At 50.9% G+C, this 23,749-nt stretch carries 14 protein-coding genes; 9 read left to right on the top strand and 5 right to left on the bottom strand.

All coding sequences use genetic code 11. The features are described from left to right. Window positions 1-12 precede the first annotated feature (12 nt). A complete protein-coding gene (locus G0Q06_RS07785) occupies window positions 13-1,902 on the bottom strand; it encodes a polysaccharide biosynthesis protein (protein ID WP_163964142.1) in 1,890 nt (629 codons plus the stop codon). A gap of 258 nt (window positions 1,903-2,160) precedes the next feature. On the opposite strand from G0Q06_RS07785, the gene G0Q06_RS07780 reads away from it, so the two are divergent. The 4 genes from G0Q06_RS07780 to G0Q06_RS07765 all read left to right on the top strand — a co-directional run bounded on the left by G0Q06_RS07780 (window position 2,161) and on the right by G0Q06_RS07765 (window position 8,319). Further along, window positions 2,161-3,273, top strand: a complete 1,113-nt coding sequence (locus tag G0Q06_RS07780; protein WP_163964141.1) for an MraY family glycosyltransferase — start codon at window positions 2,161-2,163, stop codon at window positions 3,271-3,273. 5 nt (window positions 3,274-3,278) lie between these two features. Continuing rightward, window positions 3,279-4,370, top strand: a complete 1,092-nt coding sequence (locus tag G0Q06_RS07775; RefSeq protein WP_163964140.1) for a sensor histidine kinase — start codon at window positions 3,279-3,281, stop codon at window positions 4,368-4,370. A gap of 229 nt (window positions 4,371-4,599) precedes the next feature. Beyond that, window positions 4,600-6,690, top strand: coding sequence for a tetratricopeptide repeat protein (locus tag G0Q06_RS07770; RefSeq protein WP_163964139.1), 2,091 nt, complete (start codon window positions 4,600-4,602; stop codon window positions 6,688-6,690). A 54-nt stretch (window positions 6,691-6,744) separates the two neighbouring features. Next, on the top strand, window positions 6,745-8,319 hold the full coding sequence (locus G0Q06_RS07765) for an exosortase/archaeosortase family protein (protein WP_163964138.1): 1,575 nt from the start codon (window positions 6,745-6,747) through the stop codon (window positions 8,317-8,319). On the opposite strand, the gene G0Q06_RS07760 is transcribed toward G0Q06_RS07765, so the two are convergent. Beyond that, window positions 8,273-9,964 carry a tetratricopeptide repeat protein gene (locus tag G0Q06_RS07760; RefSeq protein WP_163964137.1) on the bottom strand — a complete coding sequence of 564 codons (1,692 nt, stop codon included), beginning with the start codon at window positions 9,962-9,964 and terminating at the stop codon, window positions 8,273-8,275. The genes G0Q06_RS07765 and G0Q06_RS07760 overlap by 47 nt on opposite strands. A 335-nt stretch (window positions 9,965-10,299) precedes the next feature. On the opposite strand from G0Q06_RS07760, the gene G0Q06_RS07755 reads away from it, so the two are divergent. Both G0Q06_RS07755 and G0Q06_RS07750 read left to right on the top strand, forming a co-directional pair. Beyond that, on the top strand, window positions 10,300-11,118 hold the full coding sequence (locus tag G0Q06_RS07755) for a PEP-CTERM sorting domain-containing protein (RefSeq protein WP_163964135.1): 819 nt from the start codon (window positions 10,300-10,302) through the stop codon (window positions 11,116-11,118). Window positions 11,119-11,196: 78 nt separating this feature from the next. Continuing rightward, complete coding sequence (locus G0Q06_RS07750; RefSeq protein ID WP_163964133.1) at window positions 11,197-12,021, top strand: PEP-CTERM sorting domain-containing protein; 825 nt, start codon at window positions 11,197-11,199, stop codon at window positions 12,019-12,021. Window positions 12,022-12,266: 245 nt separating this feature from the next. On the opposite strand, the gene G0Q06_RS07745 is transcribed toward G0Q06_RS07750, so the two are convergent. Next, window positions 12,267-16,853, bottom strand: a complete 4,587-nt coding sequence (locus G0Q06_RS07745) for a fibronectin type III domain-containing protein (protein ID WP_163964130.1) — start codon at window positions 16,851-16,853, stop codon at window positions 12,267-12,269. A 372-nt stretch (window positions 16,854-17,225) separates the two neighbouring features. Between G0Q06_RS07745 and G0Q06_RS07740 the strand changes: the two genes are divergently transcribed. The 3 genes from G0Q06_RS07740 to G0Q06_RS07730 are packed head-to-tail and all read left to right on the top strand — an operon-like array spanning window position 17,226 to window position 21,220. Further along, window positions 17,226-17,873, top strand: coding sequence for a polysaccharide biosynthesis/export family protein (locus G0Q06_RS07740; protein ID WP_163964129.1), 648 nt, complete (start codon window positions 17,226-17,228; stop codon window positions 17,871-17,873). A gap of 47 nt (window positions 17,874-17,920) precedes the next feature. After that, complete coding sequence (locus tag G0Q06_RS07735) at window positions 17,921-20,065, top strand: GumC family protein (protein WP_163964127.1); 2,145 nt, start codon at window positions 17,921-17,923, stop codon at window positions 20,063-20,065. Window positions 20,066-20,098: 33 nt separating this feature from the next. Then, the gene (locus G0Q06_RS07730) at window positions 20,099-21,220 is read left to right on the top strand and encodes an outer membrane beta-barrel protein (RefSeq protein ID WP_163964125.1); all 1,122 of its coding nucleotides are present in this window, start codon (window positions 20,099-20,101) and stop codon (window positions 21,218-21,220) included. Between the two features lie 21 nt (window positions 21,221-21,241). Here the strand turns inward: G0Q06_RS07730 and G0Q06_RS07725 are convergent, their stop codons facing one another. Both G0Q06_RS07725 and G0Q06_RS14695 read right to left on the bottom strand, forming a co-directional pair. Further along, the gene (locus G0Q06_RS07725) at window positions 21,242-22,759 is read right to left on the bottom strand and encodes a hypothetical protein (RefSeq protein ID WP_163964123.1); all 1,518 of its coding nucleotides are present in this window, start codon (window positions 22,757-22,759) and stop codon (window positions 21,242-21,244) included. Next, window positions 22,749-23,738 carry a glycosyltransferase gene (locus tag G0Q06_RS14695; RefSeq protein WP_163964121.1) on the bottom strand — a complete coding sequence of 330 codons (990 nt, stop codon included), beginning with the start codon at window positions 23,736-23,738 and terminating at the stop codon, window positions 22,749-22,751. Before G0Q06_RS14695 ends, G0Q06_RS07725 begins: the two co-directional genes overlap by 11 nt. Window positions 23,739-23,749: the final 11 nt, after the last annotated feature.

Here is a 23,749-nt window from a genome sequence, read left to right as displayed (position 1 = left end):
TGCCAGAACGCCTCAGTCGAGGTACGGGGAATATTCAGGAATAAACTGGTGCATTTCCTGTTTGATCTTATCGGGGTCAGCTTGCCCGAATTGCGCCTTCATGTGCCTCAGGAAGGTCTCCACTTCGCTGAGAGGATAAGGCTCCCCCGTGAAGCGCAGAATTCGGGGATGATGTGTAGGGGAATACTCTTCCCCAACATGCTGGAGCTCTTCGAACAACTTCTCCCCCGGACGTAAGCCGACAAAATTTATCTCGATATCCCGTTCCGGCTCGTAGCCAGAGAGCTGAATCATCCGACGCGCCAAATCGACAATCTTGATCGGCTTGCCCATATCGAGGACGAAAATCTCACCCCCGGAAGCTTGCGTGGCACACTGCAGAACCAATCCGGAAGCTTCCGGTATCGTCATGAAATATCGGATCACCTCCGGATGGGTCACCGTTACCGGCCCACCAAAGGCAATCTGTTTGCGGAACAAGGGAACAACACTCCCCGATGAACCAAGGACATTGCCGAACCGGACCGCCATAAAACGCGTTTTGCCTTCCTGGCTGCCGTTGTAGCTCTGCAGGAAAATCTCCGCCAGACGCTTGCTCGCTCCCATGACATTGGTCGGGTTGATGGCCTTGTCAGTCGAAATCAAGATAAAGCGCTCGACCTCAAACTCACTTGACATTCGAGCCAGAAGCCGTGTCCCAAAGGTGTTGTTCTTGAGGGCCTCCGTAGGCTGGTGCTCCATGATCGGAACATGCTTGTGGGCCGCTGCATGAAAAACCAGATGTGGACGGTAGCGGGTAAAGATATCGCGCAAGCGCGGCTCGTCGCATACATCCCCGATCAGCGGAAGGAGATTGGCCCCACCATAGCGGCTCTGCTTGAGATCCATTTCAATCCCGTAAAGTTGCACCTCGCAACGCTCCACCAGAATAAGGCGCTTCGGGTTGTTGAGGGCAATTTGCCGGCACAACTCGCTCCCGATACTGCCCCCGGCACCGGTCACCATGACAACCTTATTCTGAATCAGGGTCCGGATATCCTCCGTGTCCAGGTTTACGGGATCACGGCCAAGCAAATCCTCAATTTCTACCGGACGAATGCGCGAGGCGCGGACTTTGCCAGTGGCAAGTTCCGTAACCGAGGGCATGATGTCGGTCGACATTCCAAGGGCTTGCGCTTTCTCCGTGATTTCAAGAATCCGCCGCGCTGATGCTGAGGACATGGCGATAATCACTCCCTGAACACCAAAACGGTCCCGCAAGGAATCCAAGTCATTCGAGGCCCCGACAACCGGGATCCCGTGCACCTGATGGTTCCACTTGCTCTTGTCGTCATCCAGAAAAACAACCGGCCGGAGGCCAACACCGGCCCGGCTCAACAGGTCGTATGCCAAGTCCGCACCTGTCCGGCCTGCTCCGATAATCACCACTCGCTTGCTCTTGGAAAGACCTTTCTTGTCCGGCAAGGCACGTTCCCGATACACGCGCAGGGATGTGCGGAAACCAGCTACAAAAAACAGGCTTAAAATATAATCCGCGAGCAATACACTGCGCGGTGGAATCGGTAGCTCAGGGAATAAATACCACGCTTTGACAAACAACAGGGAGGCAATTGTCAGCCCCGTGGCGATTCGATACAGGTCGGGCAGACGAAAATAGGAGAGCAAGACGCCAAACTGTCCGAACATGAACAGCATGAGAAGCTTGATCAAAGCCATAACCGGAAAGGCATTGATAAACTCTGTCTGGTATCCCTCCGGAATAACAAAATCAAATCGGAGCAGGTAGGCCGTCCACAAGCTGACTGCAAACACGCCACTGTAGATCAAACAAAGGACCAAGGTGCGGCCCAGCAGGAGCTGGTTCGTCAAGGTGCGAAGAAAATGAAAGATCCGGAATTTCATCAATTTGGGGATAATCCTTCAGATAGGCCCCTTCTATTCTTGCTGACAAGCGAATTTTGAAGCGGGAATTTAAAGGGAAGTGGAGCTCCATAAATACATCTGTAAAAAGTGTAAAACACGAGCCTTAAGCGGCAGAAATGAGGGTAAATAGGGCCCCACCCAAAGGAAACTAAAAAAATATTGACAGACATCTAAGAAAAATCTGACACTCTTCTAGGTATTATACCTTATATCTACGTCGCAAATTCATTTCTTCAAATGGTCATAACTTCTGTCGCACAAGTTTATTTGTTTGTTTCAGGGCTTGCTGTCAGTATCGCCGCAACGGCTGCGTTTACTATCCTGGTCAAACATCTGGCACTTCGCTGGAACCTTGTGGATCAACCGAATCACCGGAGCGTTCACAAGAAACCAATCCCCAGAGTGGGTGGAGTCGCCATCGTTGGCGGGTTCATCGTGGGGCTCACGTACTTCTACGGACTGCAGATCCTGGTCCCCCAATGGGCATGGATCATCGACTTTCCGGACAAGTGGATACTTGTGGGAGCCGGTATCATGTTCTTACTCGGACTGACCGATGACCTCCTGCAAATCAAACCGCGGGTAAAACTCTTCTTCCAGGCACTGGCCGCCTTTGTCGTGGTAGCGGGCGGCTTCCGCTTCCAGATTCCGTTCCTCTATTTCCAGGACTGGGGAATGATGAACGAGATTATCGCTGCAGCGATCACCTTTGTCTGGATCATCGGCATCATAAACGCAGTCAACTTGATGGATGGAATGGACGGGTTGGCTGCCGGGATGGGCGTTATTGCCATCAGTAGCCTGACCATAGCGCTTGCCGTTAATGGGTACGGGCCAGACATCGTCCTTGTGACGGCTTTCATCGGAGCCCTTGTAGGCTTCCTGCTGTACAACACCTATCCTGCAAGTATTTTCATGGGAGACTCCGGGAGCTTGTTCCTGGGCTTTATTCTGGCCACGTTTTCCCTTCCTACGGCGGGCGCCCAAGTCGGCGGCCTGTCCTATCTGGTTCCGATTCTGGCCCTCGGGCTTCCCATCCTTGACACCCTGACCTCGATCATCCGGCGCGGGCTCAAGGGAAATGGAATCTTCACCGCGGATCGCGATCATATTCACCACCGACTCTTCAAGGACCGTGGAGAACGCCAACGTTCAACGGTCTTCATCCTGTACGCGGTAAATGCAATTTTTGGCGTCATGGCCATTCTCATTCTGAGCTCACGGGCAATGGCCCAGGTCACCCTGGTCCTCTCTCTCACTGCCATTTTCTGTCTTCTGTTCCTGCTGAAGCTCGGTTACATACAAATCAAGCAAGAATCCTCAACTCGTAAGACACAGATCTTAAACTAACCTAAATGGGCGCATTCCAAGAGAGTCGTCCGTCTCCTTCTTCCAAACCTGATCCTGAAATACTGGTCTGCCCCGAAGATGTCGACTGGATATTCGATGTAGATACTCTGCATTCTGCCGGAGGGGAGGCACTTATCCGGAGGAACGGACTTGAAGAACCACCCCGGGACTCTCCCCACCACCCTTTCAACTTAAGTGCGAGCTCGACAACCGTCTGGGACCAGACTGTGCGAAAGCTCTCCATGGCAGCGGGGGAATCACACCTCGTGTTGACCGCACACAGTAATTCTGAGGCACAGGAAATTGTCTTTTATGCACGGGTGGCGGGATTCCGGGAAAAAGGATTACCCAGAATTGCGGCAACCTTTCAGCGTATCAACCAATCAAGTTATCAATCAGTGGCGGACAATGTCCGCCAAAATTGGTTATACCTGCTCCATGAAATCAAGAATCCCCTTTCCATTTTAAAGGCAGCCGACGACATCGAGTACATGGAACTCCAGAAAGCCGAAAAGGACCCCAGCCGTTCCGCCCAAACCCGGCGATTCGCGATTACCTGCCTTGAGGATCATCTTCGCAACGGGGTATTTCTGGCGACCGAAGATTCCCGGATGATCCCCAACAATCCCGAGCCGCTCGATCTCAAGCTGTTCATGGAGGATCTCAGGGAATCCTTCGAGTTGATCCTGGGAATGGAGAATAACAATATCGAGCTGAAGCTTGATATCGAGGCCTTTCAAGTGGCTCGAATTGACCGGACGCTCCTCTCGCAACTGCTGAACAATCTGCTCCTGAATAAAATCAACCTTTTGCAGAATGAGACGGTGACCCTCGATTGCTCCCTTGCTTCCTCGAGGAGCGATGGGTCGGGGACCCTTCTTGTGATTACAATCGAGGATGAAGGCCCGGCCTTTCCGGCCGAAGTTCTTCAGGAACAAGAGAGCGATCCCAACCTTGAAGGCCTCCTGCGCATCCAGCGAAATTCCGGATTGGGCTTGCCCATCTGCCGGCGAATTGCCTCTGTGATGGGGGGGGAGATCAAATTCTACAATGATGCGCCAAAAACCCGGATCCGCATCTGGCTTCCCCTCAGCTGAGATTTTTTAACAAGACTTTCCTACAGACAGCAGCAGAAGTAGGACCATGAAGACACAGCGCGCGGCCGGAAACGGTCGCGCGCTACTGCATCCATAACTGCAAAGAGCCCGCAGGGCCCGACAAGCCACCCATTTAAAGTTTGCGGGAAGAATTGACGAAAGCACCTATTTTAAGAGTAATAGACGCTGTTGCTGTCGCTACAATTCCATAACAACCGATAAATATCCAATGAAAGCCAGGGTCATCCTAATCCCCATCGTCGTCCTAGTTGCGGCAGTCGCCATTTATTCCATCTTTTCGATCAAAGGTTCTCCTGTTTCTGACCGATTGACCATGGACTCCCTTGCCGGGCTTTCCGAAAGTGAGCAGGACGAAATCCTTGAGGAGGCCTTCTCAGGCGGATTTCTTCCAAATGGCGAGGAGGTTGAAATACTGGTCTGGGCATTTGCAAATCGTGGCGAGCAGGCACAAGCCATGCTGCAAAAATATTCGCGTGAGTTTTCCAACTTGCCACGGCACCTGAGCGACGCCGCCCTCCAACTCTTTAAGGAAATGAATCCTGACGCTGGGTTAGCCGCGCTTTCACTTGCTCGTGAGCTTTACCCGAATGATCCAGATGTCCTCGGCGTGACCGGTGTGATCGCCTTTCTTGGCGGCCGCGAGTTGGATGCCCGGCAATTCCTCGAGGAAGCGGAATCATGGAGGCAACATAGGCCTTTGGTCGATTTCTACCTCGGAGGGATTCTAATCCTTTCGGAATCCACTGCAGACCGTACTCGCGGTAAAAACCTCTTGATGCGCGTGGTAAATGGAGATGATCCAGAGTTCCGCGAATTGGCAGGACTTTCCCTTCTCGGAAATTCCGGTATTCCGATGATCCGCCAGGATGTGGAATCAGTTTTTGGACAGCTGTCTGAAGACTCTGTTTTCAGGGCTGGAAATTCCAATCTATCAGCTGAGGTCATCCGCATATTGCTCAACCGGATTGTCCCCTTTCTGCCAACCGAAGCCCTCGAACTGGCGGATCTCTTGATGGAATATCCGGGCAGGACGGCTCAGGACCAACTGGGAATCATCCAGCTTGCACAATCCCTTGGAAACACCCAAAAGGCGGAAGATTACCTTCTCAGACTGGAGAAGGAAGATACATTTGCAGAGGGCTCCCCCGAATTTCTGCGCCTGGAAAGAGTCAAGGCCATCCAGTTGATCATGGAGCAACAGTTTGAGCAGGCATTGAAGGCCATTCAGACGATTGTTAAAACCCAGGATGATTCTCCCGAGCTGCAAAACATGTTCAAGACCGCAATGGCTTATGAGGTTCCACTGGAAATTGAACGTGAGTTGCTCCGGACCTACCTGGAAATACCTGTTTCGAATGTCCGCACTTCACTCAATGTCACGTCACGACTCATGGCAATTGATCCGCTTGGTGAAGACCAGTGGATTAGCTATGCAACAAAGAACCTGCTCCATCTGGACCCGATCCGGGTGGGTCAATGGCTTACCTCAATCGGTGCTTCCGAGAAAATAATTGATTACCTGGGCAGCAAGGAGGAAAAGACCTCGAATGAATATCTTCTTCTGGTCAATTCATACCTTGAGGTGGAAAACCCTGATGATGCACAGGCAGCGTTGGCACTTTCAGAAAACACAATCGACCCAGCCATCGTAGCTTACTTCCGGGCAAGAATCTACGACCAACAGGATAAGAAAGAGGAAGCGTTTAGTTACTGGAAAGATGCCTACCAATATGCGGTTAGAGGGAATACCTTCCCGCTCCTGAAAAACCTGGGAATCCTCGCCGGCAGACTGGATCAACCGGTCTCTGCATTGCAGGCCCTGTATACTGCCTTTTCCTCGGGTGTTCCGTTCAGTTCAGACGAGGCGGCAGAGCTTCTTAATCTTACCCTTGAATATGGCAACCTGTCGCAATCCATTGAGATCGCCAGCTATCTTGCTGAAGAAAATCCGGAGGAAAACGATTATGCCAATAACCTCGCTTACTTCAATTTCCTAGCAGAGAGGAATCTTGAGGATTCCATCGAGAAAATGCGCGTAATTGTCGAGGACAGCCCGGATGTTCCGGAGTACCGCCTCACCCTTGCACTGGGACTGCTCAAGGCGGGTCGGATCAATGAGGCGGACCGGTTGGTTCAGTCCACGGATGTGGATTGGAACAAAATGGGCACGAGGGGGAAAATGGTTTATGCAGTGGTACTGACTGCGACCGACAAACGGACTTTGGCCGAGGGATTGATCCAGAACATGAACCTCGAAGATTTGATTCCCGAGGAGAAGGCCCTTCTTGAAGCATTTTAAGTTCTTCAAGCGTCTGAAAGCACTTCACCCCCGACGAGAAATTTCTGCTGCGGAATGACAGGAAATAAAAGCCTCCAGTCCCTTCTCAATGAAGCTGTGACAGCTGTTCTTGCTCTCACAATTGTATGGGTTATTCTCATTACACAGGTGAGGCATCATTGGGGCGGGGAATCCTACTACAACTTCGGCATGTTTGTTCCATTCCTGTCGATCTGGTTGGTTCTGAGAAATCTGGATTCGTTGCCCCGTAGCGTTACCGGATCCCTTCGCCCCAACCTGATCATAGCAGGCCTTTCCCTGCTTCTTATCCTGCCCTTTCACGCCGTATCCGAAGTCAATCCTTTCTGGCGTCTTCCGCTCTGGATCCAGGCCAGCGGATTGGTTCTTTTTACGGGAAGCGTTGTTCACTCCCTGTATGGATGGAAGGGAGTAAAGGCCGCCGTCTTTCCCGTCTTTTTTCTCTCAACGATGATCCCCTGGCCCTACCGGATGGAATTGCTCATCGTTCAGAATCTTACCCAGGTGGTCGTTGAGTTGGCGGTTAACGGATTGCACTTTCTTGGATATCCGGTCGAAGTGGCTGGCCGGAGTCTTGTCCTGGGAGACCTGAGTATTGGGGTCAACGAAGCCTGTAGCGGCATTCGCTCCCTGCAGGCTCTCTTCATGGTCACCTTGTTTCTTGGCAGCTTGTTTGGTCAAAGTGTGCCGCGGCGAGCGCTTGCCGTTCTCCTGCTTCCCTTTGTAGTCATTATCGTCAACACAGGCAGGGCCATCTTCCTTTCCATCCAAGTCATTGTTAACGGCCAGGAAGCCTATGATTCATGGCACGACCCGGCTGGATACATTGCCTTCGGGATCAGCATGGTGTTGATCTATGCCTGCATTGAACTCTTGAATGTGGGCAGTGATGAAAGTCGCCAATCACAAGGAGTTGACTTTCAAAACCTGGTCTCGGTCTGGAAAGCTTCATCCTTCAGAAAAAGCGTGGTCTGGTTTATGGTTTTCCCAGTCATCCTGTTTGTCTTGGTCGAAGGCTGGTTCCTGTATCACGAAGCCACCGCTCCGCCCGAATCCGGCTGGTCCTTCAATCTTCCCGAAGAGGAGGAAGGAATCATCCGCTACGAGACGATTCATCCACAAATCGAATCTGCCCTAGGATATGGATATGGATCTCGTTTCCTGATGCGGTTCTCCAGGACCAGCGGCGGCGAATTCTACTACTATGGATACGGTCCTGAGGATAAACTGGCCAGTGTTTCCTCCTACGGGCACTCACCCGCCATCTGCATGGAGGCTATCGGGGCAACCATGCTCAAACAATTTCCCAATATTGTTTTCCAGAAAGAGGGCCTCGCTATCCCCGTCACGCATTATCTGTTTGAGCTGCACTCAAACAATAAACAACTGCACGTCTTCTGGATTGTTTGGGAGCGCCGGAATATGGACATTAACCCGGAGGACCTCAAGGAACTGAACTACAAAACCCAATGGATTCAGTTACTGAAAGGAAGGCGCGACTTCAGCCGACAGGTCCTGCTGGCGAGCCTTGTAGGCGTTCAAGATAGCGATGAGGCAAGGCAGACTATTCTCCGCCTTCTTGAGGAGTGGATTGACCCCTCGGCTGGCTGAGTAAAAAGGCCTCACGCGGCAGAAGGAATTCACTCTCTTCCGGGAAAATGAGAGATTCTCGGGAAACACCGAGCAGGATTGCGGCAACCCGAAGGAAACGAGGCGATGTCCGACCGAGTTCAGGCATTCCCTGAAGAAATCCAGAGGCCACATCCTGACGGCCCTGCAAGAGATACGAAACCCCAAGGACAAGACGAAACTCGAATACCTCGGGATACTGGGTCAGGAGCGACTCAAGACGCCGGTTTAATTCTGGACGATAGCCTTCCAAAAGCAGGCGCAAGTATAGAATGAAACTGGCCTTGCCTGGCTCGGCATCGTATTCCCCAAGTTCAATCTGCTCGAGAATCCGTTCAAGATTGGTCTGGTCTCCAATATAATAGTAGGCCCCGAGCGCTTTTAAGAGGTAAATCGGATTGCCCCCCTCATCCTTTAGAATGATTTCATAGAGCTTAACAAGCAGGTCCCATCGGTTGTCACGCACGAGAAATCCTTCAATCTCGGTTGTTTCTGTAGGATTCACGACATCGATAGCCAATTCAAGGGCAGCACTGGCCTCATCCAGAAATCCCAACTGCTCAAGGGCTGCGGCACGGTAATAGAGGAGCGCAGAGGACCCTGCTTGCCGATCTTTGTATTCTCGTTCCGTCAGGGTCAAAAGGCGATCGTAGGCCCCCTGATTATAAAGAAGACGCAGGTAGAGTTCCCCGTTGGCGCCCGTGCCGATGAAGGTTTCCCAGGAAACCGTGTCCAGAAACCAGGAAACAGCGTCCATCCAGGTAGCCCAACGGGTCAGTTCCTGTAATTCCTCACTACTGGGAGCTTCCAGGATTTGGTCGAGAATCGGGAAGAGCTCGTCGCGATCCAGAGCACCAGACTTCACCGCGACGCTGCGCCCATATAATATATCCAGATCATCCTGAGGATGCTCCTCCAGATAATCAGTCGCCAGAAGACGTGTCTTTGTGTCGACAGTCGGGTGGGCTGCCAATTCACGTGCAGCGCGTAAGGAAAGGGGTCCGTCCTCCTCAATGAGTCTGCGCAGGTGATCGATCACCAGTTCCTCGCCCTTTTCACCATAAAAGTTCTCTTGCATCGACATGTGGAGCTGGTGAATCGACCAGTCCTCGCTGCCACTACCTGCCAGCTCGCCTGCCAGACTCATCATTCGGCTATATCGACGCTCCATTTGCAGGGCCGTCAGCCATAGCCGACGGGTCTCCGGATTTTCGCCGTCCAAAATCATCAGGCGGCCGAGAAAAGTCGTTCCATCCTCCAGTTCCCCGGCAGTTAACAACACCTCCGTCAACAAGCGCAGTTCATCGATCGGCAGGTCCGGCTCGTCGATGACCAGCTTCCACCAATCGACTGCCGAGCGATCACGCTGTTTCAGCAAAGCACGAGCCACCAGAAGCTGGACGGCCTTGTTTTCACTATCCAGATAATAGGCCGCTTTTCCCTGTCGTGCGGCCTGCTCCCACAATTCCTGTGAAAAAGCTTCCTCGGCCTTGGAAACAAGGCGCTCCGACCGGATCCCATTCACGGTCTGCTTAATCGGCTCACGGAAAATAAAAACTCCCCCGATTGAAACGAAGACCGCGACAATGATGACGAGGATAAGTATGCGTAGTTTTGAAAAGTTCATCTAAGATTCCTGTGACTTCTTATGCGATGCCTCATACTGCCTGCCAACACTGTAATTTGACAATTCCTTTCCACACGACCCCGAAAGGATTTTGTCTTACAAAATTGTCTCAACACCGTTGGGGTAAATACCTTAATTAAGGCGGGCATAATCCATTACGGTATATTTGACTCAAATAAATAAGGTGAACTCCCCACTATTTCTAACGGAAAGGGGCTGTTTTCGTCTTTATTTACAATATTTTAACGGTTTTTGTGAATTTCCTTCAAAAAAAGACTTGATCTTATCGGGTATCTACCCCAGATTGATGTTCTTAAATCGCAAACTCAATCATCATGAATAAATTACTAAAGCTTGCTATCTGTACGGGGATCATCTCCCCCATCTGCGCTTCTGCACAACTTATCACGGTCAGTGAACCATCGACCAGCGCCTCTTTCAATGCCTTGGTTGCCTTGATGGCAGCGGACGAAGCTGCCCTTGGAACCGGAGCAGGTGAAGCCAACGCTTCCATCTTTTCCGAAGTCCACTGGGACACCAGCGCCAATGCCTGGGTGACGGGTTCACTGTCTAACGACAATAACGACCTGAACTTTGAGCTGATCGACATCAACTTCCAGTACTTCATCCAGACCGGTAACAATATCGATATCGGCTTTGTCGGTAACGAAAACTGGGATTTGGACGAACTGTTTGTTAACGCATACGCTCTGGGAGATCTCGGAAACTCCGACCCACGCGTCAGCCTCTTCGACTACAGTGACAATGTGGCCGCAAACAACACGCCTGGTGACACTGCACGTTTGTCCCTGACTCAGGGAACGGACGCTCCGATCGTTCTGGAATTCGAGCACATCAACCAGACGAGCAGCCCATTGGGACCATTGTATCAATCCAGTGAGATCCGTTTCAAAATGTACCAAGGCGTCAATGTTGACGGAAATGGTGCGATTACGGATTACAAAAATGACGAGTGGCTGTTCGGTATCAATGACCGCAACAAGAACTTCGACAAGGATAGTGATGATGGATACTTCTTCATCAATGGCGACATCCGCCCTGTCCCGGAACCGTCTCAGATTGCTGCCTTGAGCCTCCTCGGCCTCGGCGCTCTCCTGATCATCCGCCGTCGAATCCTGAAACGCGTCAAATAATCCTTCTGGGAATTGACTTTCAATCACAATGCCACTCCTTGGCGGAGTGGCATTTTTTTAACTGAAAATAAGATCATCATGAGAAAATTACTAAAGCTAGCTGTCTGTGCGGGGATCGTCTCCCCATTCTGTGCCTCGGCACAGTTGATTACTGTCAATGAACCCTCAACGAGTGGTTCATTCAATGCCCTCATTTCGCTTATGGCGGCGGATGGAGCAGCCCTCCACGTCGGCAATGGCGAAGCAAATGCGACTGCCTTCACTCAACTCTACTGGGATGTCAGTGCATCGGCCTGGGAGGTCGGAAGCCTGTCCACAGATATTGAGGACTTCAACTTCCAGTTGAGAAACACGAATGTGCAGTATTTTGTTCAAACGGGTCCGACCGTGGACGTTGGATTTGTTTCCAATGAAAATTGGGACCTGGATGAGCTATTCATTAACGCTTATGCTGTTGGCGACCTCGGGAACTCAGATCCCCGCGTGAGCCTGTTTGACTACAGCAGCAAACCGGGATCAACGGCAACGGATGTTCCCGGTGACACGGCTGAACTCGTGCTTGCTGATGGCGTCAGTGCTCCTGTCATTCTGGAGTTCGAACACATCAACCAAACGGTTAGTCCTCTGGGTCCGCTGTACCAATCAAACGAAATCCGTTTCAACATGTTCCAAGGCGTTAATGTCGACGCACAAGGGGCTGTTGTCAGCTACATCAAGAATGAGTGGCTGTTTGGCATTAATGACAAGAACACCGACTTTGATGGGGACGGGGACGATGGATATTTCTACTTTAGCGGAGATATCCGGCCTGTTCCAGAGCCGTCACAAATTGCCGCTCTCAGCCTCCTCGGACTGGGTGCCTTTCTGTTTGTGCGCCGCCGCCTGATGAAACGCGGCAAGTAGTTTGCGATATAAGTCAAAAGCAAGTTTTATTCAGAACGCCACCTTTCGAGGTGGCGTTTTTTTTGAGCGAATATGCCCCAAAAAGCTGAAGGCCATCCCCACAAGGGGGATGACCTTCTTTTTTTTGTTCCTTGGTCGAAGCAGCAGCGCAGTTACCAAGAAAACACAGGTCTACTACCGTATCGGTAATTTTGGATTATCTATTCCAACAGTTGCGACAGTCGGACAGAATCGTCCAAATTCGTTTAATTCGCGGAAACGGATTCATAAAGATTGTTGATTTCTTCCGGAGTCAGGGCACAGCACCAGATATTTAAATCGTCGATTGATCCGGAGAAGGGATCCAAGCGGCGCACTTCCCGGCTGCGGTATACTGTTCCGCCCTGAACCTGGCCAATACCCGTCTTTTCCATGTTTGCCCAGAGCATCGAAGCAGGGCCCGAGGCAACAGGTTGACCATTCACATAAAGTGTCAGGCCGTTCTCCTGCACCGTCTCAGCGGCATCCAGAACCAGAACAATATGGGACCATTGGCCGACCGGGAGCTCACCGCCCTTGAGGGTCGTCCCGGCCCAGTCAGATTCCTTGACGGGACGATTCCAGCCACTGGCAAAGAGCCAACCTTCATCGACAATCAAATTCAACCCACGCCAGAAGCCACCTTGCTCATAGACTACGGATGTCTTTTTGGAGGAATTACTGGCAATTTTGACCCACAGAGAGAGTGTGAGACTCTTCTGGTTGGTCAGGTTTATCGCATTGGAATCAGGTACTTCGACGCCCTTATGAGAGCCGGAGAATTCCAAACCGGTCTGCAAGGCACCGACACCATCGCCCCAGTTGGTACCAGATTGTGCGCTCAACTCGATATCCAAAGCCATTGAGCCGGAATCATAGGCAATCGGTTCTGCCCCATTGTTGAATTTCCAATTGTGCTCAGCCCTTGGCCAAGGAATAGACTCCGTAAAGACCAAACCACTCTCGGTCCAACCTGAGAACAATCCGTTCCTTACAGAGCGAATACGGAACTGGTATTCCACGGATTCAACCAAATCCTGAACAAGCAGGGACGTGTCGTTCTGGTTCAATACCAGGCCAGCCTGCAAGTCTTCATAAGCAGCTCCTGATTCGCTGATTTGCAATTCGAAGCCATCCACTGATTCGCTGCTGCTCCAGGACAGGTTCACGGTGGTTGTTTCAATCAGAGTAGCGGCAATTGTCGGGGAAGCTGGGGCCTCAGGGGCGGGAGCCAGGGTTTTCACGGTGCTGGATAATCCCCAGTCTGAGCTAACTCCTTCCTTAACAGAACGTATTCTGAAGGCGTAGTTGACACCTTCTTCAAGTCCGAGCAACTGGACACCTGACTCGGTGCCAGTAAGCGGATCGGTGAGTTCAACATCAGCAAATTCCGCTCCGGACTTGCTCATTTGCAGCTCGAAGCCGTCAACCGTGTCACTTGTGTTCCATGAAAGATCTACAGTGCCGATGCCGACTGAATCGACGCTAATGGAAGGTACGACGAGAATGCCCTGAGAGGCCTCAGTGGTGGTTGCAAGCTTGCTCTTTTTCCACATTGAAGTGAGGTCGCCGCGGACTGCGCGTATTCGGAAACGGTAGCTCAGCCCCTGACCGAGTCCGGTCAACTGTACACCGGTTGCGCTACCCGAGAATTGGGATACGCCGGGCAATGGAGCGTACTTTTGGCCGGAGACACTTGCCTCAAGATCAAATGCATCAACACCCTCGGAAACAGACCAGCTGAGGGTCACAGTCCCAGCGCCAACGCTTTCGATATTGATGAAAGGCATCGGAGGTTCCACGTCGACTGGTCCTGAAACCAAAGTCGTTGCCAAGGAACTCACCTTCCAGGTCGAGGTGAGGCCGCTGCGTTCAGCGCGGATCCGGAAGCGGTAATCCACTCCCTCGCCAAGGCCCACCAATTGTACACTGGTTTCATTTGAAGCAAATACTCCACCACCGCTCAGGGCCACGTAGGCGCCACCGGCTTCGCTCATTTGTACCTCAAAACTGTCGACACTTTCGGAAGCGCTCCAGGAAAGGTCAATCGTGCCTACCCCTACTCCGGAAATTGCAATTTCGGGAACTGATGGAGCGACGGGCGCTGGAACCAAAGTCGTTGCCAAGGCACTCACCTTCCAGGTCGAGGTGAGACCGCCGCGTTCAGCGCGGATCCGGAAGCGGTAATCCACTCCCTCGCTAAGGCCCACCAATTGTACACTGGTTTCATTTGAAGCAAATACTCCACCACCGCTCAGGGCCACGTAGGCGCCACCGGCTTCGCTCATTTGTACCGCAAAACTGTCGACACTTTCAGAAGCGCTCCAGGAAAGGTCAATCGTGCCCACCCCTACTCCGGAAATTGCAATTTCGGGAGCTGATGGAGCGACGGGCGCTGGAACCAAAGTCGTTGCCAAAGAACTCACCTTCCAAGTCGAGGTGAGACCGCCGCGTTCAGCGCGGATCCGGAAGCGGTAATCCACTCCCTCGCCAAGGCCCACCAGTTGTACACTGGTTTCATTTGAAGCAAATACTCCGCCGCCGCTCAGGGCCACGTAGGCGCCACCGGCTTCGCTCATTTGTACCTCAAAACTGTCGACGCTCTCGGAAGCGCTCCAGGAAAGGTCAATCGTGCCCACCCCTACTCCGGAAATTGCAATTTCGGGAGCTGATGGGGCAACAGGAGATGAAATTAAAGTTGTCGCGAGAGGACTGTTTTTCCAATTGGAAGTCACGCCATCAAGAACAGCCCGGATACGAAAACGATAGTCTACGCCCTCACCAAGACCCGTGAGGCTAACGCTTCTTTCTGAACCCCCAAAGGAAGAAGCACCGGAAATGGATGCGTAGGGAGATCCTGCCTCACTCGCTTGAAGTTCAAATCCATCAACGGACTGGGAAGTATTCCAGCTAAGGCTGACTGAGCCGACCCCAACCTCGTCCAATGAAATAGAAGGTGCCTCAGGCGCAGTTGGCGCAGGGGCCAGAGTGGTGACAATCCCGCTCTCTTTCCATGAGGAAGCCAGGGCCCCTTTCAAGGACCGGATCCGGAACTTGTAACTGGTCTCCTGAGGCAGGTTCTCAACAAGCACACTTCTCTCGGATCCCTGCAAAACAGAGGTGGGTTCAAGGGCGGAAAAGGCAACGCCAGACTCGCTGACTTCTAGTTCAAAGGCGTCCACTGATCCTGAAACACTCCATTCAAGCCCGATACTGTTGGTGCTTACGGAAGCGATATTGAGGGATGGAAGACCAGGGGTTGGGTCTTGGGGGTCTGTGTTTGAGAGTGGTTCTCCCAAAAGCGCTTCAACGGCACCGCTCACATTCAGCCGGCCGTTGGAAATGCATAGGCCGTCGAGACTTGGGACAACATCCACACCCGCAACAATCGCAGAGGTAATTTCTCCAGCGGTTGCTTCAGGCTTGATGGCCCGCAACAAGGCGACTGTTGAGCTCACAAGTGGTGTGGAATAGGAAGTCACACTCGCGGGTGCAAAAAGGTCCAAATAGATTGAACTGAAATTGGAGGCGGCCCTCACGTCCGATGCATCGCTTGCGCCAACCCCAATCAAGTTGGGAGCAGTCAAGCAAACTGGATACAGCGGGTATTCACTGAGGTCACGCTTGTTGTTTCCTGCAGCAGCAACGATGATACAGTCAACTTTTGCGGCTTCAGTAATGACGTAGGAAAACATCGAGGAACTTGTGGCAATAAAACTGCAATTCACGACGTCTGCCCCGTTGTCCACGGCATATATCATTGAGTCGATCACATCGTAGTGGGAGCCGGCATTTGTCTCATAGTACATCACGCGCATCAGGGAAGCCGAACTCGCGGGGCTTGCTGTTCCAACGCCATTATTCGTGATGCTGGCAGCAATCCGGGAAACCGTGCTACCATGCCCGCCTGCAAAACTCAGGTCGTTTGAATTGTAGACAAAATTCCAGCCACTGACATCGTCCACAAAGCCATTTCCGTCATCGTCTTTTCCGTTACCTGGAATTTCATCCTCGTTGATCCAAATATGCAGATCTGTGCTTGTATCCGATGCCCCATTATCCACTACCGCGATGATTGGACGGCGACCCAATTGGGCCTCTGGGGAAAACCCATAAGCATCCCATACGGGTTCAAGCTCAAGCTTGTTCAAGGTGTAAGAACCGGCGTAGTTTGGGTCATTGGGTGCCGCTACCGGAAAGACGAGGGTGTTCATTTCAAACAATCCCTCATCTATGGAAGCGCCGATAATGCTTTGTGCGAGGAGCTGGTCGTCCAAGTTGCTCGCACGGAAACGAACGCTTGTGACCAGCCGGTTGGACTCAACGATCTCGACATATCCGCTATCAATATAACCAGCAGACTGCCACTTATTCAGAGGCAACGATTCATTCAAAACAACAAATTCCCCCAGAATGGCGGATTCCCGAATTTCCCAATCAGATCCCTGCGTCCGTTCCGCTTCAAAATAAACCGGCCCGAGTTCTTCAAAGACTAGAATCCCCTCAACAGTGGAATCTTTCCGGGCGCGCCATTCGATTACCGATCCTAAATCAAATTCATGCGAATCGAAGCGGAGGCTCCGAGCTTCGGCAAAGGAGAGTGTAGGAGAAGCCACTGCTGACTCCGGGCTAGCTTTAACCGATACCTTTTCAACATCCACAATCTCCAGTACTGGATTGATCGGAGCTGCGGGTTCAGTGGATAGCGGCGCAGGTGCTTGCTGAGAGAGAATCGCAAGGCCCAGGAACAGAGCCGTGATCGATCCGGCAAAGATGCTGCGTGAAACAGTGTGGTTGGATGTGCTGCTTTTCATTACAGCAGCAGACTAGGCCCTCGGATCACCCTGTGGTAAGCGGTCTCAGCCTTTTACTGAATCTTTCACAAGTCTTTGACGAAAGGAGCTTGGCTTGGTCTTTTCCGCCCAACATGGGAACGTCGGGGTCGTAAAAAGGTGTAAAGTCAAAGGCCAAGGTTGGCGGATGGTCGTTGGAGCGACTGCAAAGCTGTCTGCGATCTCTGGAGGGGCATTCTCTATTGGGCATGTAAACAGAATTAACGATCTTCAGGCAATCAACCTGACATCCTTAAATAATTCGTAAAGAGTTCCAGATAAGCGCCTTTCAGGCACTTTATTGTTGTCGTAGTGCTGACATTCGGTACTTGTGAGAGATATTATTGCTGGGGTATGAAAAGATTAGAATATACTGTCTTGAGCCGTGTTGTGCTCACATTTTTACTGTTCCTGATTACTACTGGAGGGATTGCTCAAACTGCGGCAACACCCCTTCCGGGAATTGATGAACGAGGAGCCAAGTTTTATAAATTGCGTCCGGGTGATACGGTCCAAATCACCGTCTTCAATGAGCCGGACCTGAGCGTTCTACAAGAGCTCGATCCAAATGGTGTTCTGATTGTTCCTCTCCTTGGAAGAACTGATCTTGGGGGCCTTACTTTGCGGGAAGCCGAAACTCGGCTTGAGGAAACCTATATAAGTGAGGAGTATTTGATAGACCCACAGGTCACGGTCTCAGTTGCTGAGTTTGCAGAACAAGTGTTCTACATTTTTGGTGAAGTGAACCAACCGGGGGCAAAAAAATTCCCCCGTGGCAAGCAATCCCTGGATATCCTGGAGGCTATCACAATGGCTGGGGATTTATCACAATACGCCAAGCGGTCGGAAATTGTCGTGCGCCGACCGATTAAGGGATCGGACAGGGAAGAGAAGATAATAGTGGACCTGGAAAAGGTCATCCGCGGCAGCAAACGTGGCAATGAGGATCTCATTACAATTTTTCCTGAAGACATAATTTTCGTCCCGGAACGGATGTTTTAAGTCATCCCCTTAAGCACCTGATCAATTTCCCAATCTTTCTACTATAAATGAGTAATCAACAATACGAATCAAACCCGAATTCTTCCCAAAGGAATAGCGGTAATTCAATTTCAAGTGAGAAGAGCTGGCTTGATTACCTGTTTGTCATTCGGGAGCACTGGATGCTCGCCTTGCTGGTAGCCCTGTCCGTTTCCGGCTTCTATGCATACAAAAAACTGCAGACGGTCCCCCTCTATAAGTCTGTTGCGATTCTTCTGTTTGAGCTCCAACAGGACAAAGTCATCAACATCCAACAGGTGGTGGATAACTCTCTTGGACGCTCGGCCGATTTTATCTTAAGGAATCACCTCACAGATTTACGAAGCAACTCTTTCCGGAACCGGGTTGTTGATTCACTGACCACGGAAGAGGTAAACCTGATCACCAAGGATTACCGGGACAATGACGGCAATAACGCACCAAGCATCCACAACATAATTGCCAGCGCCAACAAGATTGCCCTAGTTGGCGGTAATATTTTCAAGTTCGAATTTCATCATCGCAACCCACAAGCGGCAGCATTGCTCGCAAACAGGTTCAGCGAGGAATTCAACGACTTCCTTGTGGAGCGCTCGCGCAAAACCAACGACTCTGCCCTCAGGTTCTTGAGAAGCCAGAGTGAGGAATTAAAACTTAAAGTTGAACGCTCGGAACTCGCCGTGCAGCGATACCGCCAGGAGCGCAATCTCGTTTCGCTTGAGGAAAGCCAGAACCTGATTGTTGACCGCATGAAAAATCTCAGCGGGAGCCTGAACGATGCCAAGGTCGAGTTGTTGAACCTGTCTGCCACACTTGAGAAAATCCAAGAGGCAAAAGGAGACTTGGACTTGCTGGCAAAGTTACCCGCGATAAACCAAATGGGGACCCTGCCTTCCAAATTTGAAAGCAGGAACAATCTTCTTGCTGAGCGCAACAGCCTTTCCCTGCGTTATGGTCGTCGACATCCCCGCATGATAGAGAATGCGTCCAGCCTCGAGGGAGTTGAAACGGAAATTCAGGCGGCACTTGAAAAAAATGTCTCGGATTTTGTCCAACAACACAGCCAACTGAAGGCCCGGGTTTCAAATCTTGAGGAAGCCCTCACCCAGGCCGAACAGGAATCCCTCGAGCTGGACCAGGTGGCCATTGAATACAATGTCCTGCGGCGCAAACTTGATACCGATAAACGGCTGTTCACCCAAGTTCATCAGCGCTTGAATGAGGCTATACTGGCAAGCCAACTCAGCGATGTGAACCTTCGGGTCGTTGATCAGGCTTGGCCTGCGGGCGCGCCTTTTACGCCAGACGTCAAGAAAATCTACTCGGTCACTGTTTTCCTGTTTCTGTTCGCTTTTTCATGCGTGCCCTTTGGCATTCATTACCTCAACCTGAACCTCAAAACGGCGACAGACATTGAGCAGCAATTGCGTGTACCCTTCCTGGGCGAAATCCGCACTTTCCCTCGACGCCTCAAGAAGCTGCATCGGCTGGTGCTGGATCAGATGGACCCACAGGCCTCGGAACTGTTCCGCCAAATACACAGCCAAATTCTTCTCAAGAACAAGAAGCTCCAACCAGGGCATACTTTTGTTGTCACCAGCGCCCTTCCAAAAGAAGGAAAATCCTTCTTTTCAATCAATTTGGCAGCCTCCTTTGGCCGGCACCATTACAAGACATTGTTGATCGACTGTGACTTTCGCAGACCGTCCATCGGTGAGCGCATGGAAGAAGATCTTGTTAAACTTCTGGAACAGCGTGAGGATCCGGAAAAGCCTCTTGTGCTCTCAGAGGGACTCCATATCCTGCCCTTCGAAAATAGCACCGTCGAGGCGACTGAGTTGATTGAATCACCAGCCTTCCGCCAATCAATTGAGAAGTTCCAAGAGCAGTATGATATTATTATCATTGATACCGCTCCTGCTGGATTGTTCCCGGATGCCGGACTCATCGGGAATTATGCCCAGAATTTTATCTTCCTTACGCAGCTCAACAAGCACCGCAAGGCGACCCTCAAGGCAATTCTTGGCCGCCTCAGCCAAAGCAAGGCGGAAATTCTCGGTGTCGTTGTGAATAAGGTCTCGCGGAGCAAATCTCGTAACTTGGGCACATACAAATATGTGGACTATGGAAAATACAAGAGTTACTATCCGCAAAAATCTGAAAAAACTCGCTAGGATTCCAAACTACAAACGACAAGGACGATACTCATGAAAAACCAGACCAAACTGCTGATTTCTCTCCTGCTGGTCTCTTCAAGCCTGCATGCCTTTATGCGGCTGGGCGAAGGGAACATAGATCTGACTCTGGATGTGTCCACGTACTATGATTCTGAGATAAGGGGCCAGGATGAGGGATTGGATGATTTAATCTTCACTGCCTCACCGGGACTCCAGTACTCCCGCCAAAGCCGGAACTTCGGGATTGATGCTTCTGCCGGAGTCACCTTCGTCAAATACGCTGATAATGATCAGTTTGATGATGAAAATTTCTTCTTTGACCTGTCCTTCACTCCAGGAGCAAGGATGGAGACCTCCCGATTTGTTATCTCCGGGGATCTGATCCTGAGCAATGAAACACGCACGGAAGAATCTGTGGGTAACATTGTTACAGTCCTTACTTATGGCGCTTCAGGCTCAGTCACCTATAATCCCAATAGCAAATACAGCCTTATTGGCGGTGTTTCCTACAGTCGGGAAGATCCTGACTCTGACCTGTTTAGTGAGAAGGACCAGTATGGAGCCTCCCTTACGCTTGAGGTCCCTGTCAGCGAGACCACTAATAGTAGGATTGGCGTGTCGTATGGAAAGACCGAGTCAGACACTTCCGTTACGGACAATGATACTTTCACTTATTTTGTTGGACTGAGTGGCAATCTCCTGCCGAAAGTCTCGGGAAGTATCGATGTAGGAATCCAGCAACAGAAACTGGATTCTGGAAAAGACGAAAAAAGCCCCTACCTTTCGGCGGGGCTTCAGTGGTCGGCCAGTGAGCGGACCCAGGTTGCGTTGGATGCTTCTAAAAGTTTCGGGACGACGATTGACGATCGTACCTCAGAAAGCCTTTCATTTTCAGTTACTGGCAGCCACCAATTAACCAGGGCATGGTCAGTAAATGTTTTTGCGGGTTACATCGAGGATGACTATTCCGGACCGGGTCCCTTGGACAACCGGACAGATGAAGAGACCTTTGTCGGTGCGGGCACTTCATACCAGTTAGTGGAATGGGGGTCAATAGGCCTCGATATCCGGTATTCCGACCAGTCTTCTTCAGAGAGTACCTTCGAATATGATCGCCTCAGAGTTGGTATCAATTTCAGCGGTCAGTGGTAGAGCGTTTTTGCCAAACGGGATCTAATGGATCCAATAGTAGTCTTCCCATAGGGAGCGCTTAACAAGTTTCACCGTGCCGGTCTTCGGGTCCTCAGCGTAAACGTCAAGGACTTGGCCGGCCTCGGACTGGCTGCGATGGGTTAATTGGACCGCTGCGAAAGGAGCGGAATAACGACACCCGGCTGGTACTTCTTCACAAGTGAGTGCACGTCCTTCTTTGACTTCAGTATAAAGCAAAGCAAGGCTCTCACGGGCTGAAGGTCTCGTCTTTAACCAATTAGGATAGGCGTCGTGCGACAACTCCGGTAATTCTTGAAGATTCATGGTGAGCTGGATCACATGGCTGACCGGAAGGGCGAGAAGGATAACCATAAGGACTCGTTGAAAAAGCGCATTCCGTGTCAGGGAGCGACTGAACCCAATATCAATCGCGAGAAAATAAAATAAATACAGGGCAACAAGTATGCCTGCAGAGCGACGCAATCCGGGCAAATTAGGGCTGAGATGACCCATTACTAAAAAGGTCATGAGCAATACGCCGGCAAAGAGTCCAATTTGCACATTGGGTTGCCTGAGAAATCCGATCGCTTCACTTTTTCGGGGAGGCTGAAATCCTCTGATCACCAACAATAAAATTAAAACAGCTGAAAGGACACCTCCAGCAGCTAAAATTGTCCCGAATTCTGGGTGCGGCAGGTAAAACTGGTAGCTGTTCCCTGTGTGAAACAAATCAAGGAATGTGCGCCAGACGGAGTCCCAAAAGGCGAAAGGATTCAAGGATAATTTCCCTCCTCCCCTAAAAAGGCCAGCCCCGGTGTGTGGATCGAAATAGAGAACTTGGGGCCGGTTTACTAAAAGGAACGGGACAGCCAAGCCTGCTAGAATACCCCCACCAATAATACTCAGCCTTAAACAGGCCCCTTTGAGCAAGTCACTGGGATTCGCCGCCTTCAAAGACCGCACAATCACGTCCGTTAGGATGAGTGCGGGCAGATAAAAAAGCCCCGGGGGAAACATGCCTGCCAACAGGATGGCCAGGAATGCAGCAAGGAACAAAAGCACTGTGGATTGTAATCCAGTGCTCCGAAGACTACACAACCAGATAACTCCAACGACAGGAAATACCTGCAGGTCTATTCCGAATGAAGCTTGATGTGTTCCAAAATAGAGCAGCGTTGGCGATAGTACCCAGGCCAGAAAAGCCACGGCTGTTGCAATTGTAAACGGCACACAACGGTAAAGAAAGGTCCCCACTACGGAAATGGACAGCAGGGACAAGATTAGCCGGAACTCCTTGGCGGCAAAGAGATGAAAGCCACCAACCCGGTAATACAAATCCAGCGCTTTGTAGTAGACGATATTACTGGAAATACCGTCAAAAATATCCCCACCGGAAATCCAGTAGGGATTGCGAATGGACTCAGCAATTTCCTCAAAGGTTAATCGTTCCCAAAGTGCGAATGAAAAAACGCACTGGGCGGCGAATCCTGTCAACCCAATGAGAGAAATCCAAAGTGCCGGCCGGACCTTAAACTTCATTAAATGCAATTTTGAAATTCACCGGAAAGGAGTTATTCAGCTTTTCAAAGCGGGCCCGCGAAGAGTCCCCTAATTTCCGAAGTTCGGTTGCCGGCAGGCCAATGATCTTCTCAATACAGGCTTCCAGTGCTTTAGGCTCCACGGACCAGCGGTCCTCCATGTAGCTCTTCCCCATATGATTGGCATGAACACAAAACCCGCAGGAATCATCAACCAGTTCATTCATGGGGGCGGCATCTGTTGTCACAACTATACTGCCGACTGAAAGACCCTCCAGAATATAGTGTCCGAAGCCTTCCATCTCAGATGGACACAAATGAACTCCACACGTGTTCTGGTACCGGGATAATTCTTCCGCAGAGATCCAGCGTTCAATAACCTCGATATTCTCGGTGCTTTTCAAGCTCCTCCTGGGGCTTCCATAACAGTCATTCAGGGTTCTGATAATGGTCAACCGTGGCCACGATGGATGTTTTGACCAGATGTCATATACGGTATCGGTTCCCTTGAAATTACTGGCCCCAGCAAGATGAAGAAAACTCTGGAAATCTTTTTTATAGACCGGATTGAGATTATCATCACTGGTGAAGCCCGTATACACAGTCTTTAATCCCAATTCATCAAAGAGTTCGACCGCGCGGTGTGATTTGCAAAACACAACTGGAGACTCGTAGATCTTACGGAACAGATCGCTGTCTGTTATCTCGGGGTTTGGCAGTAAGATGTTTGTTTTGCCAAACCTGAATTGCTCACGGTGGATTTGTTCGACATGAATCTGCAACTCCCGTTTAAACAAGAGCCTTGGCAATTGAAGCAGAAAACGCCAAATACGCTCCTGTTTGGAACGCCTGTTGCGAGTAACAATGTGGTGGACGCGAAATCCCAAATTGGTCAATTCGTGCTCGAGAATCTTGATGTCCTTGGCAATGCCCGAACCAGAGGCCCAATATACTAAACTGACTGACTTATGTTTTCTCACGGTAAGTCTCC

Source organism: Oceanipulchritudo coccoides, from assembly GCF_010500615.1.
Classification (GTDB): Bacteria; Verrucomicrobiota; Verrucomicrobiia; order Opitutales; family Oceanipulchritudinaceae; genus Oceanipulchritudo; species Oceanipulchritudo coccoides.
This window is presented reverse-complemented; position numbering and strand designations above follow the sequence as displayed.

Excerpts from the sequence above, each read along its gene's own strand:
- G0Q06_RS07785 (WP_163964142.1), bottom strand. The coding sequence starts at position 1,902 with ATGAAATTCCGGATCTTTCATTTTCTTCGCACCTTGACGAACCAGCTC.
- G0Q06_RS07780 (WP_163964141.1), top strand. The coding sequence starts at position 2,161 with ATGGTCATAACTTCTGTCGCACAAGTTTATTTGTTTGTTTCAGGGCTT.
- G0Q06_RS07775 (WP_163964140.1), top strand. The coding sequence starts at position 3,279 with ATGGGCGCATTCCAAGAGAGTCGTCCGTCTCCTTCTTCCAAACCTGAT.
- G0Q06_RS07770 (WP_163964139.1), top strand. The coding sequence starts at position 4,600 with ATGAAAGCCAGGGTCATCCTAATCCCCATCGTCGTCCTAGTTGCGGCA.
- G0Q06_RS07765 (WP_163964138.1), top strand. The coding sequence starts at position 6,745 with ATGACAGGAAATAAAAGCCTCCAGTCCCTTCTCAATGAAGCTGTGACA.
- G0Q06_RS07760 (WP_163964137.1), bottom strand. The coding sequence starts at position 9,964 with ATGAACTTTTCAAAACTACGCATACTTATCCTCGTCATCATTGTCGCG.
- G0Q06_RS07755 (WP_163964135.1), top strand. The coding sequence starts at position 10,300 with ATGAATAAATTACTAAAGCTTGCTATCTGTACGGGGATCATCTCCCCC.
- G0Q06_RS07750 (WP_163964133.1), top strand. The coding sequence starts at position 11,197 with ATGAGAAAATTACTAAAGCTAGCTGTCTGTGCGGGGATCGTCTCCCCA.
- G0Q06_RS07745 (WP_163964130.1), bottom strand. The coding sequence starts at position 16,853 with ATGAAAAGCAGCACATCCAACCACACTGTTTCACGCAGCATCTTTGCC.
- G0Q06_RS07740 (WP_163964129.1), top strand. The coding sequence starts at position 17,226 with ATGAAAAGATTAGAATATACTGTCTTGAGCCGTGTTGTGCTCACATTT.
- G0Q06_RS07735 (WP_163964127.1), top strand. The coding sequence starts at position 17,921 with ATGAGTAATCAACAATACGAATCAAACCCGAATTCTTCCCAAAGGAAT.
- G0Q06_RS07730 (WP_163964125.1), top strand. The coding sequence starts at position 20,099 with ATGAAAAACCAGACCAAACTGCTGATTTCTCTCCTGCTGGTCTCTTCA.
- G0Q06_RS07725 (WP_163964123.1), bottom strand. The coding sequence starts at position 22,759 with ATGAAGTTTAAGGTCCGGCCGGCACTTTGGATTTCTCTCATTGGGTTG.